This window comes from Moorena sp. SIO1G6 (assembly GCF_010672795.1).
Lineage (GTDB): Bacteria > Cyanobacteriota > Cyanobacteriia > Cyanobacteriales > Coleofasciculaceae > Moorena > Moorena producens.
In genome coordinates this window covers 59,144-77,042 of sequence record NZ_JAAHFZ010000024.1, presented here as the reverse complement: position 1 = coordinate 77,042, position 17,899 = coordinate 59,144, and the positions used below count along the sequence as shown (strand labels likewise).

Genomic DNA, 17,899 nt, shown 5'->3' with positions numbered 1-17,899 from the left:
TAAAAGTCCTGAAAAAGTGTCTAACCACCAAGCCGCAATCTGAAAACAAATGCGAGACTACATCCTTTTATTCTCACGATGCTCTTTCAACAGTAATCGTAATCTCTGAGAAGAGGATAGGCAAATTGGACTGCCCTAAATCGTCAAAAAAAATCTAATTGATGGAACGAGTAAAAACGACAGCAATCTTTAGGTCTAAGAAGTAGTCGAACCTTAGTAAGCCATGCCAAGCTTAATCCCTACTGTCGGGTAAGATGTCACCGGAAACTGGTGACGGGTATCAAGATAAACAAACTAATGAAGAGCATAGGTAGACACATGTCAAACAGATATAGTGACCTCTGGAAAAGTCAAAAGTGGAAACAACTCCGCCGGAATCTTTTCCGCCTCCAAAAGCGAGTTTATAAAGCAGTTCAAGCTGGCGACCTGAGGAAAGCCCGGTCTCTACAGAAACTGATAATGAAATCCCGGTCAGCACAGTTATTGGCTATCCGCCAAGTGACACAGCTCAATCAAGGAAAGAAAACCGCCGGAGTAGACGGGAAAGCATCCCTAACCTACAAAGAAAGGTTCGAGGTACTTAAAAAGTTAGACTCCAATGCGGAAAACTGGACGCATCAAGGGTTAAGGGAGATACCAATACCCAAGAAAAACGGTCAGAAGTTACCGCAAGAATAGGGCAGCCTTAATCATAAAGTTTTGACCCTTTTGCCCATAGCCGACCAACCATAAAGGCTGCCCTATTCTAAGGTTTCGTCTCCGGGAGTACGAGAATACTAAAAGTACCAACAATCCCAGATAGAACATGGCCATGTCTAGCAAAATACGCCTTAGAACCAGCTCATGAGGCTACGTTCAGTGCCTACAGCTACGGATTCAGAACTGGCAGATGTGCCCAAGACGCACAAAAAATGCTATTTCAAAATCTGAATTCCGGCAAAAAGGGCATAAATAAAAGAGTAATTGAACTAGACATCAAGAAGTGCTTTGACCGCATCTCCCATAGCTCTATTATGGATAGATTGCTAGCACCTGCGGGTCTGAAGACGGGGATATTCAGATGTTTAAAAGCAGGCATCAATCCGGAATTCCCAGAGCAAGGAACACCCCAAGGAGGCGTGGTCAGCCCACTTCTAGCCAACATCGCACTTGACGGAATAGAGGAAACAAACCCCAAGGTCAGAAGGATCAGATATGCCGATGACATGGTAATAATCCTCAAGCCTAAGGATAACGCTGAAAAAATCTTAAGGAAGGTCAAAGACTTCTTAAAAGAACGTGGAATGGAAATCAGCGAAGAAAAGACCAAGGTAACCAAAACGACAGACGGATTTGACTTCTTGGGGTGGAACTTCCGCGTCCAAAAAAACGGAAAGTTCCGGTCAATTCCCTCAGAGGAAAACCACCGGAACATACGTAAGAAGATTAAAGCCTTTGTCAACAGCTCGAATTATGGTGCCAAAGTAAAAGCCAAGAAATTAGCCCCTATCGTGCGCGGATGGAGGAATTACCACAAAAGTGGCGACATGAGCAGCTCGCGAGATAGCTTATGGTTCATAGCAAAAACTGCCAACCGCAAATTCCGAAAGGAAAAAAAGGTGAACTAATATTTAGCTAACGAACTATGTAAACAAGCATTTCCCGCAGTGGGGTATGAACAAAACCAGCACATTAACGTAAAAGGGACTAAGTCCCCCTATGACGTCGACCTAGTCTATGGGAGTGGAAGAAATTCCAAACTATACAACAACGCTACATCCGAGGCTTTGAAAAGGCAAAACCATTCCTGTGGATACTGTGAAATGAAGTTCATTGATGAAGAAAGGGTACACCTACATCACATTGATGGAAACCATGATAACTGGAAGAAAAACAACTTAATAGCTGTTCACCAAAGTTGTCACCAACAGATTCACTGGAGTCAAAAAGATACTCAGGAGCCGTGTGAGGCGAAAGTTTCATGCACGGTTCTGGAGCGGAGGTGCTCCCCGTAATAGGGGACATCGACCGTAATAAGAAGCCCGCGTTGCCCTAACGGGACAACGTCGGGAGTATGTCACTTTCGTCATCCTGAAGATAAGGTGCAAATTACATGGATCCAACCGCGATTATAGGTATTGGTTGTCGTTTTCCAAGTGCTGGAAATCCAGAAAGCTTTTGGGATTTGCTGCAGCATGGGGTGCATACCATCACTGAAGTTCCGTCAAATCGATGGGATGTTGATGCCTTGTATGATCCAGATCCAGCTACACCAGGAAAAATGAACACCCGTTGGGGCGCTTTTCTGGAACAGATAGATATGTTTGAACCGAGTTTCTTCGGAATTTCTCCCCGAGAAGCAGAGTCAATGGATCCCCAGCATAGACTAGTCTTAGAGGTAGCCTGGGAAGCTCTGGAAAATGCAGGACTGGCACCAAATAAGTTAGCTGACAGCCAAACAGGTGTGTTTATCGGAATCGTTGCTAGTGATTATGGCCGACTCGTGTTCAATGATCCCCTTAATATAGATGCTTATGGCGGCATTGGCATCACGCCTGGTATTGCAGCGAATCGTCTTTCCTATATACTGAATTTGCATGGACCTAGCTTGGCGATAGACACAGCTTGCTCGTCATCGCTGGTAGCATTGCATTTTGCCTGTCAAAGCCTGCAAAGCGGTGAGTCTAATTTGTGCTTGGTCGGAGGGGTGAATTTGGTTTTGTCCCCCGAATACACTCTCACTTTTTCTCAAGCTCGGATGATGGCGTCGGACGGTTTTTGTAAGACTTTTGACAAAGACGCCGATGGTTATGTACGAGGGGAAGGATGTGGTGTAATTGTCCTCAAACGCCTCTGTGATGCCCTGCGGGATAGAGACAATGTTTTAGCAGTTATCAAAGGCTCGGCAGTTAACCATGATCGTCTAAGCAATGGCATGACTGCACCCAATGGGCTTTCCCAGCAGGCAGTTATCAGGCAAGCATTAAAAAATGCTGGTGTAGCGCCAGCCCAGATTAGTTATGTTGAAGCTCACGGTACTGGCACTTCCTTGGGGGACCCAATAGAAGTTGAATCCATAAAAGCAGTACTGGGTCAAGGGCGATCGCCTCTTGAGTCCTGTGGGATTGGTTCAATTAAGACCAATATCGGTCATTTGGAAGCTGCGGCGGGAATAGTTGGTCTAATTAAGACAGTTCTATCACTGCAACATCAGCAAATACCATCCCACCTGCACCTCAAACAACTGAATCCCTTAATTCAGTTAGAAGGTACACCCTTTTTTATACCTACTGAGTGCCAACCTTGGTCTGTTGCTACAGAACCTCGCTTGGCTGGGGTCAGTTCCTTTAGCTTTGGTGGCACAAATTGCCATGTCATCTTGTCGGAAGCTCCCAAACAAGAAACCAGAGCTAATGAAATTGAACGCCCTGCTCACATTCTTGCTCTCTCAGCCAAAAATCAGAAGGCTTTGAGTGAATTAGTAGAGCGCTATGAGGCTCATCTGAGATCCAACTCATCCGCAAAGCTGGCAGACGTTTGTTTCACTGCTAATACAGGAAGAACGCATTTTGATCGCCGCCTTTTTGTTACGGCAACATCTACAACAGAGATGCAAAAGGCTCTGCGCGACCTTGCGGAGGGCAAAGATACAGTGCCAACCGGTCAAATATGCAGTCCCAAGCGCCAGAAAATAGCGTTCTTATTTACTGGTCAAGGGTCTGTGTATCTGAATATGGGGCGTCAACTCTACGATACCCAACCGACATTTCGTAATTGCCTCAAACGCTGTGAAGAAATTTTACGTCCCTATCTAGAAGTTCCACTACTCTCTGTTCTCTATCCAGATATTGATTTGTCTTCTCCAACATCTGGCGAGGCAAACCAAAAGTTATACAACACGGCCTATACTCAACCTGCTTTATTCGCTCTGGAATATGCCCTATGCCAATTATGGAAATCTTGGGGCATAGAGGCGGATGCTGTAATCGGTCATAGTGTGGGAGAATATGTCGCTGCCTGTGTTGCTGGGGTTTTTAGCCTGGAAGACGGTCTCAAATTGATAGCAATGCGGGGACAGTTAATGCAACAATTGCCTCCAGGTGGTGAGATGTTGTCCTTGCTCGCATCAGAATCTCAAGTGCGAGAAGTGATTGCTCCTTATGGCGATCAAGTTGCGATCGCAGCTCTCAATGGCCCCAGCAGTATAGTAATTTCTGGTAAAAGTGAAGCCATCCAGGAGATTTACAGCAAGGTGTCAACCCAAGGAATAAAAGCAAAATTTTTGCAAGTATCCCATGCTTTTCACTCTCCGCTGATGGAACCAATGCTAGGGCAGTTTGAGGTAGCAGCATGGCAAATCTCCTACAATAAGCCTCAGATTCCTCTAATTTCTAATGTTACTGGGCAACGAATAGGCGATGACACTAGCACTCCTGAGTATTGGGTGAATCATATACGACAACCAGTCCGCTTTGCTGATGGTATGCAGAGTTTATACCAGGAAGGCTGTCAAATTTTCTTGGAAATCGGACCCCAGCCAATTTTGCTAGGAATGGGACGCCAATGCTTGCCAGAGGAAACGGGGGTTTGGTTGCCTTCTCTGCGCAAAGATCGCGAAGACTGGCAACAATTGCTAGAGAGCTTAGGGGAATTTTACGTAAGAGGTCTAGAGGTAGACTGGTCAGGATTCGACAAAGATTATATCCGTGAGAAAGTAGTATTACCTACTTATCCTTTCCAAAGAGAACGGTATTGGACCAAAGCAACTAACTTTACTAACTTTGTAGATCAAGAGGAGTTCCAGGATTGGTTATATGAAGTAGAATGGCAACCTCAAGCTAGTTTTGGCGGCCAGTTTCCATCAGAGGAACTTTTAGACCCATTGACCATTAACCAGAAACTACAACCTTTGGTGTCGTCTTTAGCCTCTGTTAATAACTTGGATAGCTACAGTCAACTTGTGAGACAACTAGAAACTTTGAGTGTGGAATATGTCTTGCAAGCCTTTGACGAAATGGGATGGTCATTAAAATTGGGGGAAAACTTCTCCACTGAATCCCTAGCCCAAAAATTAGGTGTAGTACCACAATATCAACAACTTTTCAACCTTTTGTTAGAGATGCTAGCAGAAGTAGAAATTCTGCGCTACACCGAAAATCAGTGGGTGACACTCCAAACTCCTGAAAAAGTTAATCTACAACAAAAAAATCAGACCTTACTGGCTCAATTCCCCAGCGCTAATGCAGAACTAACTATGTTAGAGCGTTGTGGTTCCCAATTGAGAGCAGTTTTGCAGGGAACTATAGATCCCCTGCAAGTTCTCTTCCCTGAAGGGGATTTTACTACAGCTACCCAACTATATGAAAAGTCTCCTGAAGCACAATTTACCAACACTTTAGTCCAGCGTGCGATCGCCACTGCCCTGGAAAATTTACCTCCAAGCCGAGGGGTGCGATTATTAGAAATTGGAGCAGGGACAGGGGGAACTACTAGCTATATATTGCCTCATCTGAATCCAGACCAAACAGAATATATCTTCACCGATATCGGTACTTCCTTTACTAGCAAAGCACAAGAGAGATTTCGGGATTACCCATTCATCTGGGGGGGCGACAAAGCCACCTGTAGAGTAGATGGGAAAAGGGATTGAAGCAAGTGACAAAAAAAGATAGGTTGAAGATATCACGCTTCGTACCTATCAAAATTCAATGTTATCTGAATTATATCAAAGTCATTTTCAACAACATCTAAAAGAGTCAGATTATCTCTTATTTGAGATATTCATTAATCTTTTACAATCAATCAAACAGGTCAGTTTAGAAAAACTAGCAGCATCCTTACCATTTCCAATTAAGTATGAAAGTAGAAGAAAGAAGATCCAGAGATTTTTGTCTTTACCAGACTGGGATGTTAATAGAATTTGGTTATCACTAATTATGCAGTGGATATTTCAATCAATTGAGACCCAAAAAGTCCAGCATATCGCAATAGATAGAACTAGATGGGAGTCGGTAAATATATTAGTCATTAGTTTAATTTATAAGAGAAGAGCAATTCCGTTGTATTTTGAGCTGTTAGATAAAAAAGGAAATAGTAACTTTGACGAACAAACTAAAGCCTTAGAAAAAGTATTAATCAAATTTACAAAATATAAAGTTGTGGTTCTAGGGGATAGAGAATTTTGCTCAGTGGATTTGGCATCTTGGCTCAGAGAAAAGAATGTATACTTTTGTTTACGTTTAAAAAAGAATCATTTCATTGAACAAGAAAATGAAATTTGGACTCAGTTGCAACAGTTAGGGTTAAAGTCAGGAATAGCTTTTTATCTTCGTTCGCGAAGCGTCGCCTACGGCGAGGCATAAAAATTACTAAGACAAAACAAGTAGTGGGATTTGATTTGGCAGCTAAATGGCAACAAAAGCGTTGGGGAATGAGCGCAAATGAAGGATGGTTTATTTTGACTAACTTGGGGTCGCTACCAGTAGCTATTGAGGCTTATAAAACACGATTCGGTATTGAAGAAGCGATGCAGCGCTGCCTCCCCAAGACCGCGCTGCATCGCTTCCTAAGATTGTCAAAGATATTCTCAAAAGTCTACCCAAAAATGATTACCCGGTTTTGAACAGCCGTCTTTTTGTTGAATGTTGGTTAGGTTATTCTCTAGATAATAGCTTAAGGAGTATGCGAGATTTATTTAAAAGATTAAATAATACAGGAATTGACGTAGATATTTCAACATTTTCCAAGGCTAATAAACATATAAGTCAAGAAATATTTCAATAAATTTATAATAAATTAAATAAATTAGTCCAGAATAAATCCAATAAAAAGTTACATAATAAATACGCCATTTGTCCAATTGATTCAACAGTTATTACATTAACAAGTAAGTTACTATGGGCTTTGGGTTATCATCAGGTAAAACTTTTTAGTTCTCTAAATTTATCTACAGGAATACCAGAGGATAATTTGGTAAATTTTGGCAATGATCATGATTATAGGTTTGGTGACAAGATGATGTCTAAATTACCAGAAGACGGTGTAGGAGTAATGGATAGAGGATTTGCTGGATTAAATTTTATTGAAAAATTAGTGCAAGCCGATAAATATTTTGTTTGACGAATTAATAATAATTGGAAGTTAGAGTTTGATTCAGAGACAGGACTAATAAAAATTGGTTCATCAAAAGATGCAAAAGCCTATAGAGTGATTAATTTTTGTGATTTAGAAACGAAAACTGAATTTCGGTTAGTCACCAATTTACCAAGTCATGGAGATGGAGCAGTTAAGGATGATGAGATTAGGGATATTTATCGATTAAGGTGGGGAGTTGAATTGTTGCGGTGCGACCCCGGTCGGGTTTCCCGACCTAGGGAAAGCGCACCAAGACAATGGAAATTTTTAAAGATGCACCTAAAGTTGGATAGGTTGATCACCAAAAATATTAATGGTATTGCAATACAAATTTATGCAAGTCTCATTGCTTATTTGATTTTACAAGTTGTCTATGTCCCTAAAGAATGGGGTGAAAAAATATTAGATAAATTTCGCTATTTACAAGCCTGTATGTGTCAAAAAATAAGTTATGTGCATTGGATGGAAGATATTATGAAATGTTGACAATTGTATCATTGATAGGACAATTATATCTCTATATGTAAAGTTTTATTACGAAATTCAACATTTCTGGCTAACATCAAGGCACATACCTGGTCACTGGTAGCTACCCACAACCAATACTTAATGCCATCTATACAGTAGGTCGTTTCATCCACACACCTGACCCCTGGCTGTCTGACGTAGGTTAGCCATTGTTGGTAAGAAGGCTCCAAACTCTCTTGGAACCAGCGTTGCATTTTTGCCAGACTTCCCTGAGAAATAGGAACCCCCAAGACATATTCGACAAAATATTCCTGTTTACGCCACCTCAAGTTGCCCCCATATCAAAACCCGCCCACAATGCTACAGAGTCGTCCCCCATAGCTGAATCCTTCTTTGACTCCCCAAGGCATAGAGCTATAACCAGACCATCCACAATTGGGACAATTGTATAGAGGGCGGCGATATTCTCTGATTTCTATTGGTTGCTCGACTACTTCAGCTACTTGCTGGACTTTTTGTGGAGCTTCTTCTACTACCTCTAAGGAAGTAGCGCACATGGGACAGCTTTCATGCTCGATAGTCACTATTTCGTCAGGAGTGCCAAATCCGTTACGGGTAATTCCAAAGATGATTATACTTGGGACCACGCTTTTTCCCCTTTTTGCGCTTACTTTTGTTGCTGGGCTTTTGGAGTTGGTCAGATGAAGGAGGGACTGAACTATTTTTCGAGGAGCGGTTTTTGAGCTTGTCTCGCTCCTCCTTTAATTGTTCTATCTCTTGCTGCTGCCCAAAGATTTGTCTTTGCTGCTGTTCAATCACTCGTTGTTGAAGGGATAGTTGTTGTTGCAGCTATGCGCGTGCCACTCAACCAGCAGTACATTGGTCACCAACTGTTCGGAGGCGACGCTCATGACGGACTGGGAATTCTCGGTGGCGGTTGGAGTCATAAGAACCAATATACATCCAAGTGTTCAATTTGGCTTCTCCGTTGTCAATAGAGCATCTTTATTGCGGTGAGCAGTTACGTTTTTCCGTAGTGGTTAAATCAATTATTCCTAGGAATTAAATTTCAAGGGGTGAGTCTATAAAACTTGAAGGTAAGCATGGTTGCATGGGGTGAAATTGAGACGCGAGCACAGACCGTCTGATGTGGGAGCAGGTCAATTTTGTAAGAACACTTGAACTACAAACTCTTGAACTATAGTGTTTTCCGGGCTTGAGTACCAGTTATCAGTCGTTTTAGTACATTTGTTCTACGAATTTGACATGCTCCCGTCTGATGTCAGCTCTGGCAGGCAAAAATATATTTGGCTCACGACAGGGGAACTGAGTTGCGATCGCACATCAAAAATATCGGTCATGTAGTAGGAGTTTATGCTAAACATAAAGACATTAGTAGTATGTAGATATGCCAGCGCTCATTGCTATAATGGATGATTAATGAAGGACAACTTTTATGAATACTAACAATAAATTTCTATCTTTGATAGACCTCCTACGTTATCGAGCAACGAATGAAGGTAACAAAAAAGCCTATAGGTTTCTTTTTAATGGACAAACAGAAGCAAACAGTTTGACTTATGGAGAATTGGAAAGGAGGGCACGGGCGATCGCTGCTAAACTTGAGACAATGGGGATAGCTAAGGGGGAGCGAGCATTGCTGCTCTATTCACAGCCTCTAGATTTTATTTGTGCTTTCTTTGGATGTTTATATGCAGGAGTCATTGCTATACCAGCTCCCCCGCCTGATGCAATTCGGTTGAAGCGAACTCTGCCTAGACTTCAAGCTTTTGTCAAGGATGCCCGAGTTTCTATTGTGCTGACTAAATCTGAAATTTATTCTCTGTTCTCAGATGAATGGAAAAAAGATTTTGAAGATCATAATATACTATGGTTATTTACTGAGGAGATATCAGACGAACTAGCAAGCCAATGGCAGGAATTTAAAATAGATCTAGATGGTATAGCTTATTTACAATATACTTCTGGGTCTACATCCACACCAAAAGGCGTTATAATTAGCCATAACAATTTAATGCACCATTCTGCCTACATCAAGCAGGCTTGGAACTACACTTCAGATAGTGTTGCAGCTACTTGGATGCCTTACTTCCATGATTATGGTCTAATTGATGGACTGATACAGCCAATTTATTCTGGTATTACTTGTTATGTCATGTCATCATTAGCCTTTATTAAAAAACCAAGCTGCTGGCTGGAAGCTATTTCTAAGTATCAGGTAACCCATAGCCAAAGCCCAAACTTCGGCTATGACCTCTGTATTCAGAAAGTTAACTCGGAACAATTATCTGAGTTAGACCTGAGGAGTTGGAGAACTGCTAGTAATGGAGCAGAGCCAATTCGTAAAGATACTATAGAAAAGTTTATTCAAAAATTTGAACCCTGTGGTTTCCAAGCTACAGCTTTTTATCCAGCTTATGGCCTTGCAGAAGCAACCTTACTAGTAGCGACTAAACCTCACAATAATGTGCCTCAAATCACCCCAGTTGTGGCATCAGCCTTAGAGAAAAATCAGATTGTTGAGGGGGATACTAATCAAAAGGGAAATCGATATGTGGTTAGTTGTGGCTTCCCGATTTGTGACACAAATGTAATTATAATCAATCCCAATACTTTAATTAGATGCTCATCAAATGAAGTTGGCGAAATTTGGGTATCAAATTTGAGTATTGCTCAAGGTTACTGGAATAGAGCAGAAGAGACAAAGCAAACATTTAAGGCTTATACAGTAGATACTGGTGAAGGTCCATTTCTACGTACTGGTGACTTGGGGTTCATCAAGAATGGTCAGCTGTTTATCACTGGGCGCTTGAAGGATGTAATCATCATTCGAGGCCACAATCATTATCCTCAGGACATTGAATTTACTGTTGAAAATAGTCACCCATCATTGCGTAAAAATTCAGGGGCTGCATTTGGGATTGAGGTAGATAACGAAGAGAAACTAGTCGTTGTTCAGGAGGTTGAACGAAGTTGGCTGCGAAAACTGGATTTCGATGAAGTAAATGGAGATATTCGTCAGGAATTGATGGCGCAACACGAACTACAGGTTTATGCGATCGCATTGATCAAACCAGGTAGCATTCCTAAAACTTCAAGTGGCAAGATAATGCGTCAAGCTTGTCGGATTAAGTTTCTAGAGGGAACTTTGGAAGTTATAAATTCAGGTGGTGGTAATCCAGAACACTTAAGAAAACTAACTGTTATGAGTGTTATGAGGGCAACTCCAAAAAATGGGGCGCATCTGAGGTAGGGACAAGAGTACGATGTAGAAAGCTGAGTGTCACTTTCGGCATAAATTGACCAAAAAAAAATTGTGGTGTTGCTGAATAAAAAAATGGTATTTAAAAAAAAACCCATGGAATGCCCTAAATGTCATAGTAATAAAACTCATAAATATGGTCATCAAAGAGCAAAACAAAGATATAAATGCAACGAATGTGGAGGGTGCATCTCATATTTGTAAAAAATACGGGAAGTGTGGGAAGTTTCGTGAGTATCGGGAGTGTCCGGAGTGTCCGTAATGTGGTAATTCTGGAGATTTTATTAGAATTTTTGCCTAATTGCATGCATTGAGATGCACCCTCTTTCTCAACTTGAACCAGGATTTTGCTGAGGATTAGAAGAGCCAATAAATTCAGATTGAATCTCCTCCAGTTCCAGATCAAGTTGAGTTTTAGTTTTTGGTAAACTACTAGACCCAGAAACTTTAGATCCAAGGGTTTTATGGGTTGATTTAGGGGTCGGATTACCCATAATTTCAGACTTCAATTCTTCTAATTCTTGAGCAATCCTTTTATTCAATCCCCCGACTGCAGGCTTTGATGGTACAGTAGGTTTGATAGGTGTAACTGGTTTTTGTTGCCTTAGAGCTGTTGCCGGAGGTGTTTTAGGATGCAAATCTTTACTTACCTCAGTCGCTGATTGATAACGTCGGTTAATAGCCCCCGCTATCATCTTGTCGATGATGCGACCAAGGTGATCACTAATAGGATGACTCAAAAAGTTGCGCCATATCCAGACACCCTCCCTGACATCAAATAAATCACAGGGGTGCTTATCGGTCAACAAATGAATACAAGTGATGCCAAGACTATAGATGTCACTGGCAAAAACTGCTCTACCAATACTTTGCTCTGGTGATACATAACCAAATGAGCCAATCGCTGTCCCAGTTTTGCCTAGACTAGTGCCAGTAGCAGCTTTCGATGCTCCAAAATCAACCAGAACCAGTTGACCAGCGACCTGAGTTGCTCCCCCCACAACAGAAGACCTTGAACCCCTGCGGCGAATAATGTTTTCTGGCTTGATGTCCCGATGGATGACATGATGTTGATGAACAAATTGCAGCAATGGCAGCAAATCATCCAGTAGCGCCCGAATTTGTGCTTCATTAAATCCACCCCGACTTGCCAGTTCTTGGACTAAGTTTTGTCCATCGATAAACTCTTGGACTAAATACTGTTGGCTATCTTGACAAAAATACGCCAGCAGTTCCGGAATTTGAGGATGTTTGCCCAACTCATCCAGCCGTACCGCTTCGAGGGTGAATAACTCAGCGGCCTTTTGAACCGTATTGGTTCCCTGGGCTTGGGGAAAAAACTGCTTGATGACGCAGGGAGGTTTGGAAGGTTTATCTTCATCCACAGCCAAGAAGGTTTTACCAAATCCACCCTGACCTATAGGTTTAATCCCTCGGTATCGCTCTTTGAGCAGCAACTTCGAGCCACAGGCAATGCAAAATTTAGTTCCTTCTCGATTTTTGGGATTGGGGCAAGTGGGATTGAGACAGTAGCTCATTATACTGGTCAGCAGTCGGGCTTTTATCTATAATTATATATTGCCCTATCTACGAACAGATAAACAATGATGTGATCAGGACTGATGGTGACAGTAGGGAATTTTTTGAGATTATGTAGCTTATCTGCCTATCCCCTCATTATCTAATACCAAATCCTGTTCCCATACCCCCCTTATCCAAACAGCTATAGATTCCTCGAATAAAAGGATTTGGTCGATTTTTTATAAAGGGGGTGTGGCAAGCGGATTTGGTATAATTACCTGATTACTTCAAAACCTTATAGCAATCCGTGTAGGAATTGTGATAATTTTTAATGCCATATTCCCGTCTTGATGCAGTCGCTCATGGGGGAAACCACGGCAGTTGCTCATGGGGGGAACCCCCTTTGGCCTCACTGCCTCCCCAAGACCGTAATGGTGCGTTTGACCCGTAATTAAATTCGCCACGGGTCGCACCTCTGCATCGCTACTCCCTGTTTCCTGTTCCCTGTTCCCTGTTCCCTGTTCCCTTTGCGATATGTTCCATAATTGCTTGTCGGAAGCCCAGTACTACTAAAGTATTGGAAAGGGTTAAAAAAAACTCAGCACTGCCATGTAGCCAATCCACATCAGCTAATGCTTCCTGATAAGCTACCTTGGAATAAATCCCAGCTGGGATGGTAACAAAAACAAACACCAAGAGGACGTAAAATCCGATTAGCGCTAAACGGGGTGTTTGTCCAGAACGAGTGAGAAACCACAAGAATCCTAGGTAAGGAAATAGGGAAATGGCAAATAATGTCTCTTTAGAAATCATCTGAAGATCAGCAAAAACGGTTGTCAAAATGATTCGTAAAACGTCAGCCGTCAGCCGTCAGCTGTCAGCCGTCAGCCGTCAGCCGTCAGCTGATAGCTGATAGCTGATAGCTGATAGCTGATAGCTGATAGCTGATAGCTGATAGCTGATAGCTGATAGCTGATAGCTTACCGTACAACTTATCCCTGGCATTGGTAGCAACCTTAGGCTGAACGCCAAATCCACCAAGCTGCTCCACAAAGGGTACAGTTACCGACAACTGTCATCGCTGCTTGGAGTGTAACCATCCACTCCAGGGATTGTTGGTTGTCAAAAAAGTGCCAGGTGATAGCACACATAGCACTGACCAATGCTGGTAACATGGCAAAAGACAATGCCCACCAAGCACGATTACCAGTAATTTCACCATAGGTCCAGATTAGCCAAATTGCAGCGATCCACTCGATAACACTGGAAATGTGAATAATCCAAGTTGGAATTGATAGAGCATGCATAAGAAAAAACGTCAGAAAAAACCTAATAGTATAGGCTAAACTACATTTCCCTTGCTATTAAGTCTACCGTACTCACAAATCAGTACCCGTTAACGAGAAACGGGTACCCATTAATGAGAAACAGTACCCGTTAAGGAAAAATGGGTACCCGTTTGTTATACAACAGTACTGGTTAACCAGAAACAGGTACCCGTTTATTACACAACAGTACTAGTTTGTTACACAACAGTACTGCTTAATGATAAACGGGTACCCGTTTGTTACACAACAGTACTGGTTAACCAGAAACTAGTACTAGTTTTTGCTTAACAGGTACCCAGTTTTCATACAATAGTACTCTGAACTAGGAAATACCATTGCAATTGCCCTACTACCCTAGGCGAAGTCACAAATATAGCTAAGGTAAGCTATATTTGTGAGGTTGATCAGGATAAAGTAGACCATAACTTTCTAGTTATGAAGACAAATTGGCCTGGTGTAGTACTGTTTAATGAGAAAATAATTATATATGAGCCTTCAGCTGTGAGCTATTAGCTGACATACTTTAATTAAGAGCTGCTATCTCTAGCTTAGATAATAGTTCTTTCTCAACGTATTCCAGGTGATGTAAATCCTCAGCTACAATTAGTATAGTGACATCCCCTTGAGTTCGTAAGGTGTCAAATTCATAAGGAAAGACAAAATTCGGATTACCATTACCCTGGTAAATTAAGGAACCAATCTTTTCCCGGAGGGTGCTAAAACTACAGGGTTCGATTTCAAGTCTCAACACCTTCCAGCATCCATCGTAGTCACTAGAACCAAACAAATTGTCAAGAATAAAAAACGCAAAGGACGATCCGTTCAATCGGGCGTTATTTTCGATGGGAAATATTCCTTGATCTGTGACAATATAATCGATGCCTAAGATGCCAAGATAGCCATCATCCCGCATCTGCTGGGCGATTTTGAAGGAGTAATCGCGAATTAACCCTTCTATCCGTCTTGAATAGGGTTTTCCTTTCACGTTACCGATATGTTTTAACCCACTAAATAGCTGGCATGTCACTCCCAGATGAGCAATTTCTCCATTGCTGCCAATCATCCACTGGTCATTGGGGGATGTAATGACTTTAAGGAATGGCTCAATTAAAAAACAACTCTCTCCCGATGCCAGCATTTTTGGCATCTCAGTGTCGAGGTTACTGCTGTTAACTTTATAAAGTGATGAGCCTACAGACCCTTGTGCGCCCCGGATCAGTAACGTCTCATAATCCTTAAGCCAACCTAAGATTTCCTGTCGCAGTTTTGTCTCAAAATCCTCAGAGTCTGATGATTTACTCAGGATAGTTCCTGGTACTGTGGGAATACCAAGAGACTGACACAGGTCCTTAAAGGTGGACTTGTCAAAATACTTTAAGGTAATAGACTGATCACAGCCAAAAAAAACGGCATCAATGGTTGACGCCGCCTGTTTATCTAGATCTGCCGAATAATAAGGAACAAACACCAAGGGTTTTCCAATCGATGCAAGAAATGCTCTTACTTCATCCGCTTTTTGCATTATCAGCTCTGAGAGCAGTGCTGGTTCATTTTCACGGTTGAAGGCAAAGACTTTCTGGGGTCCTAAGCCAAGATTTTTCAGCCAGTCGTAGTACTCTGCATCCAGATTTCCAGGAATCATCACGACATCGTCTGAACCAGCTACAGCTAGGGCTCGTGACGCCCAAGGTTGGAGTGTATTCTTGCCCTGAAAGTGAGGTTGGCTTCGGATATCGAAGGCAAACACCCTGACTTGATCGGAATTTGAGGAAATCAAGTCCAGAATAGAGCTTGATTTTGCGATCGCATTTGAGTTTACCCTTGAGTTCAATTCATCCTCTTGATGGGCGTGATTACCAATTAACCTTTTGCTCCCAAAAGCACCATCCATCTGCTTACTCCATACAGACCAAACTACGACTTATTACAAATCACAAAAGAGCGACATTAAAAATTAACCTATCTCCGTCTAGGAGTAGGACAAAGCTTGCCCGCTGCTACCCTCATGCTTAACTGTTAGCAGTTAACCATAATAACTGCTCCCGAGTCAAGACCCTATCCCATAAGTGTTAGTCATAGGATATCCTAAATACACCCTGTTGTGATGAGGGGTTATCGACACAAAATTAGCGGTAATTGCCAAGTACGCTTAAGCGCTCCTACAGGCTATTCGATCGTAATCCTATAACTTGAACTGCTATAACAATGAAATTTCGACTGATTTTTTTAACATTTTCTGATCATAATTAGGTGTTAAGTGTTTGGTGTTTGGTGTTTGGTTTTAGAACGGGAACAGATACAAGCAAGAACCTGATGGGCTGGTTGACTGACAAAACTAATCAACCACGTACTCGTACGTTTGTATTTTGAATTCCAGTCGATACCGTCGTTTATCATGTTGTGTTCGTGAAGCCATCACTGGGTCAGGATCATGATTACTCAGGTGCGACCCGTGGCGAATTTAATTCGCCAAGGTCAAGGGCACCTATGTAAAACGAACCCGACGAATCAGTCTCCAGCCATTTTCGCTCGGAGGCTTTGACCCACTCCAAACCCTACCGAAAATAGCTGTTTCCTCCTGGGCCAGTGTGTGTCTACCCATCGACGAAAACCGGTTTCAACGACCTCAACCCCAAGGGGCTGTGACATATAACGTAGCAACTGCCAGGATGAACCTAAGCCCTTGATCAAGCAGGAACTGAGCGAATTTGGGATTTTTGCACATTCGCTCCCATTGGACTGGTCATCCCAGAAATTGGCGTTGCTGAATTAAGGAATGAATGCGCGATTATCTGATTTTATGAAAGCCCCCTAAATCCCCCAAGCGAGCAATCCCTCGCTTGGGGGACTTTAAGAGTTTTGTTCCCCCCAAGCGAGCAATCCCTCGCTTGGGGGGCTAGGGGGGCGGAACCATACCCATAATCAGCAACGCCCAGAAATTTTCCTCGATATCAAACCGCAATCCATATTCTTGAAAGGATTTCGGCGTTGCTGAATCAAAAAATGGTATTCTAAAAAGAAAACCATGGAATGCCCTAAATATCATAGCCATAAAACTCATAAATATGGTCATCAAAGAGGAAAACAAAGATATAAATGCAACGAATGTGGGCGACAATTTATAGAGGTTAAAACTGAGCGTGGTTACGATGAAAAAACTAAATTGCTTTGCCTAAAAATGTATCTAAGCGATGCAGCGCGGTCTTGGGGAGGCAGAGGTGCGACCCGTGGCGAATTTAATTACGGGTCAAACGCACCATTACGGTCTTGGGGGTTCCCCCCACTCGCTATTGCCGTGGTTTCCCCCGGAGACGAAACCTTAGACAGGGGAGCCTTTATGGTTGGTAGGCTATGCAGATGCATGGTTAAAACTTGAGGCGCGACCCCGTAATTTAATTCTTCACGCGGAAAGCGCGCCTCCATTGATTAAGGCAAGCCTGTCTTACGGTAACTTCAAGGCCTGCCGACGCTTGGCCGTAGGCCACGCCAAAGGCGAACGCGAACAAACCATGAGCGACTGCATCAAGACATAGAAAATGAAAATACCAGATTGAGACATTATTTAGCCAGACTACATCAGCGAACTCTTTGCTATTCTAAATCATCACCAATGTTGGAGTTATCAATTAGACTTCTTATTTATTATTTAAAATATCAAAAAATCCCCCTTTATAGTTAAACCATTTCGTTATTCAGCAACGCCTTTCCTTTTTCGGACACCAGACTGCCATTCACGGTATCTGGTAACATAACTGCTAACCTGCCCAGCTGCAAATGCGATTGCTGCTCGACGGTAATAGCTAGGAAATTTATGAAAAGCCTTATTGAACTGAGGATATTTTACATTAGGTCGCTTGGCTGTTTTATGCATCAACTTTTCGACAGCAGGAGTTAACTGATCTGCTGTTAACTCGCCAAGTTCAGACCAATGAGTATAAATAATACCAACTAAGTACCTACAAGCCTGACGATAAACTTTGACCGTCTCCCCGAATAACACTTTCTGTTCGGGGGACGGATTAAGTTTCCATTTGTCAGTTCGTATGACTTTTGCTGGCGCTTTCACTGGTCTAATAAAATATCCTTAGTTAATTTTTAGTCTACAAAAGATTAGACGACAAGAGATTAATGAATGTTCCAGGTTTTTAGTAATTGTTGTTGGCGTGGACTAACCACGGAGACGAAA

10 protein-coding genes and 7 pseudogenes are annotated in these 17,899 nt (G+C 42.3%); 10 read left to right on the top strand and 7 right to left on the bottom strand.

Translation table 11 applies throughout. The features are described 5' to 3' along the window. Positions 1 to 297: 297 nt before the first annotated feature. The 6 genes and pseudogenes from F6K63_RS21835 to F6K63_RS21810 form a co-directional block, all read left to right on the top strand. Positions 298 to 660 (top strand): annotated as a pseudogene (locus F6K63_RS21835) (reverse transcriptase N-terminal domain-containing protein); the annotation flags it as partial. Positions 661 to 767: 107 nt separating this feature from the next. Then, a pseudogene (locus F6K63_RS21830) lies at positions 768 to 1,994 on the top strand (group II intron reverse transcriptase); the annotation flags it as partial. 98 nt (positions 1,995 to 2,092) lie between these two features. Further along, positions 2,093 to 5,629 (top strand): annotated as a pseudogene (locus F6K63_RS21825) (beta-ketoacyl synthase N-terminal-like domain-containing protein); the annotation flags it as partial. A 58-nt stretch (positions 5,630 to 5,687) separates the two neighbouring features. After that, the gene (locus F6K63_RS21820) at positions 5,688 to 6,341 is read left to right on the top strand and encodes a transposase (protein ID WP_287313103.1); all 654 of its coding nucleotides are present in this window, start codon (positions 5,688 to 5,690) and stop codon (positions 6,339 to 6,341) included. 23 nt (positions 6,342 to 6,364) lie between these two features. Further along, positions 6,365 to 6,601 (top strand): hypothetical protein, encoded by a 237-nt coding sequence (locus F6K63_RS21815; protein ID WP_287313102.1) that lies wholly within the window; start codon positions 6,365 to 6,367, stop codon positions 6,599 to 6,601. Next, a pseudogene (locus F6K63_RS21810) lies at positions 6,514 to 7,599 on the top strand (IS4 family transposase). Before F6K63_RS21815 ends, F6K63_RS21810 begins: the two are co-directional and overlap by 88 nt. Positions 7,600 to 7,667: 68 nt before the next feature. On the opposite strand, the pseudogene F6K63_RS21805 reads toward F6K63_RS21810, so the two are convergent. Then, positions 7,668 to 8,492, bottom strand: a pseudogene (locus F6K63_RS21805) (DUF6444 domain-containing protein); the annotation flags it as partial. A 545-nt stretch (positions 8,493 to 9,037) separates the two neighbouring features. Between F6K63_RS21805 and F6K63_RS21800 the strand changes: the two are divergent. Next, the gene (locus F6K63_RS21800; RefSeq protein WP_287313101.1) at positions 9,038 to 10,855 is read left to right on the top strand and encodes a fatty acyl-AMP ligase; all 1,818 of its coding nucleotides are present in this window, start codon (positions 9,038 to 9,040) and stop codon (positions 10,853 to 10,855) included. Positions 10,856 to 10,939: 84 nt separating this feature from the next. After that, a complete protein-coding gene (locus F6K63_RS37365) occupies positions 10,940 to 11,068 on the top strand; it encodes a transposase-like zinc-binding domain-containing protein (RefSeq protein WP_353813068.1) in 129 nt (42 codons plus the stop codon). 125 nt (positions 11,069 to 11,193) lie between these two features. On the opposite strand, the gene F6K63_RS21795 is transcribed toward F6K63_RS37365, so the two are convergent. The 5 genes from F6K63_RS21795 to F6K63_RS21775 all read right to left on the bottom strand — a co-directional run bounded on the left by F6K63_RS21795 (position 11,194) and on the right by F6K63_RS21775 (position 15,604). Continuing rightward, positions 11,194 to 12,402 carry a protein kinase domain-containing protein gene (locus F6K63_RS21795; protein WP_353813065.1) on the bottom strand — a complete coding sequence of 403 codons (1,209 nt, stop codon included), beginning with the start codon at positions 12,400 to 12,402 and terminating at the stop codon, positions 11,194 to 11,196. 270 nt (positions 12,403 to 12,672) lie between these two features. Continuing rightward, entirely contained in the window at positions 12,673 to 12,849 is a 177-nt protein-coding gene (locus F6K63_RS21790; protein ID WP_287313100.1) for a hypothetical protein, read from the bottom strand. A 19-nt stretch (positions 12,850 to 12,868) separates the two neighbouring features. Continuing rightward, positions 12,869 to 13,198: a DUF3593 domain-containing protein gene (locus F6K63_RS21785; protein ID WP_008184717.1), complete on the bottom strand. Its 330-nt coding sequence runs from the start codon at positions 13,196 to 13,198 to the stop codon at positions 12,869 to 12,871. A 203-nt stretch (positions 13,199 to 13,401) separates the two neighbouring features. After that, positions 13,402 to 13,692, bottom strand: coding sequence for a DUF2499 domain-containing protein (locus F6K63_RS21780; RefSeq protein WP_008184715.1), 291 nt, complete (start codon positions 13,690 to 13,692; stop codon positions 13,402 to 13,404). A gap of 544 nt (positions 13,693 to 14,236) precedes the next feature. Further along, positions 14,237 to 15,604 (bottom strand): hypothetical protein, encoded by a 1,368-nt coding sequence (locus F6K63_RS21775; protein ID WP_008184713.1) that lies wholly within the window; start codon positions 15,602 to 15,604, stop codon positions 14,237 to 14,239. Between the two features lie 1,134 nt (positions 15,605 to 16,738). Here F6K63_RS21775 and F6K63_RS21770 point away from each other — a divergent pair. Together F6K63_RS21770 and F6K63_RS21765 are read left to right on the top strand one after the other, a co-directional pair. Beyond that, positions 16,739 to 16,828 (top strand): annotated as a pseudogene (locus F6K63_RS21770) (transposase-like zinc-binding domain-containing protein); the annotation flags it as partial. Positions 16,829 to 17,230: 402 nt separating this feature from the next. Next, a complete protein-coding gene (locus F6K63_RS21765) occupies positions 17,231 to 17,392 on the top strand; it encodes a hypothetical protein (protein ID WP_267872037.1) in 162 nt (53 codons plus the stop codon). Positions 17,393 to 17,416: 24 nt separating this feature from the next. Here the strand turns inward: F6K63_RS21765 and F6K63_RS21760 are convergent. Beyond that, positions 17,417 to 17,779: pseudogene (locus tag F6K63_RS21760) on the bottom strand (hypothetical protein); the annotation flags it as partial. Positions 17,780 to 17,899 lie beyond the last annotated feature (120 nt).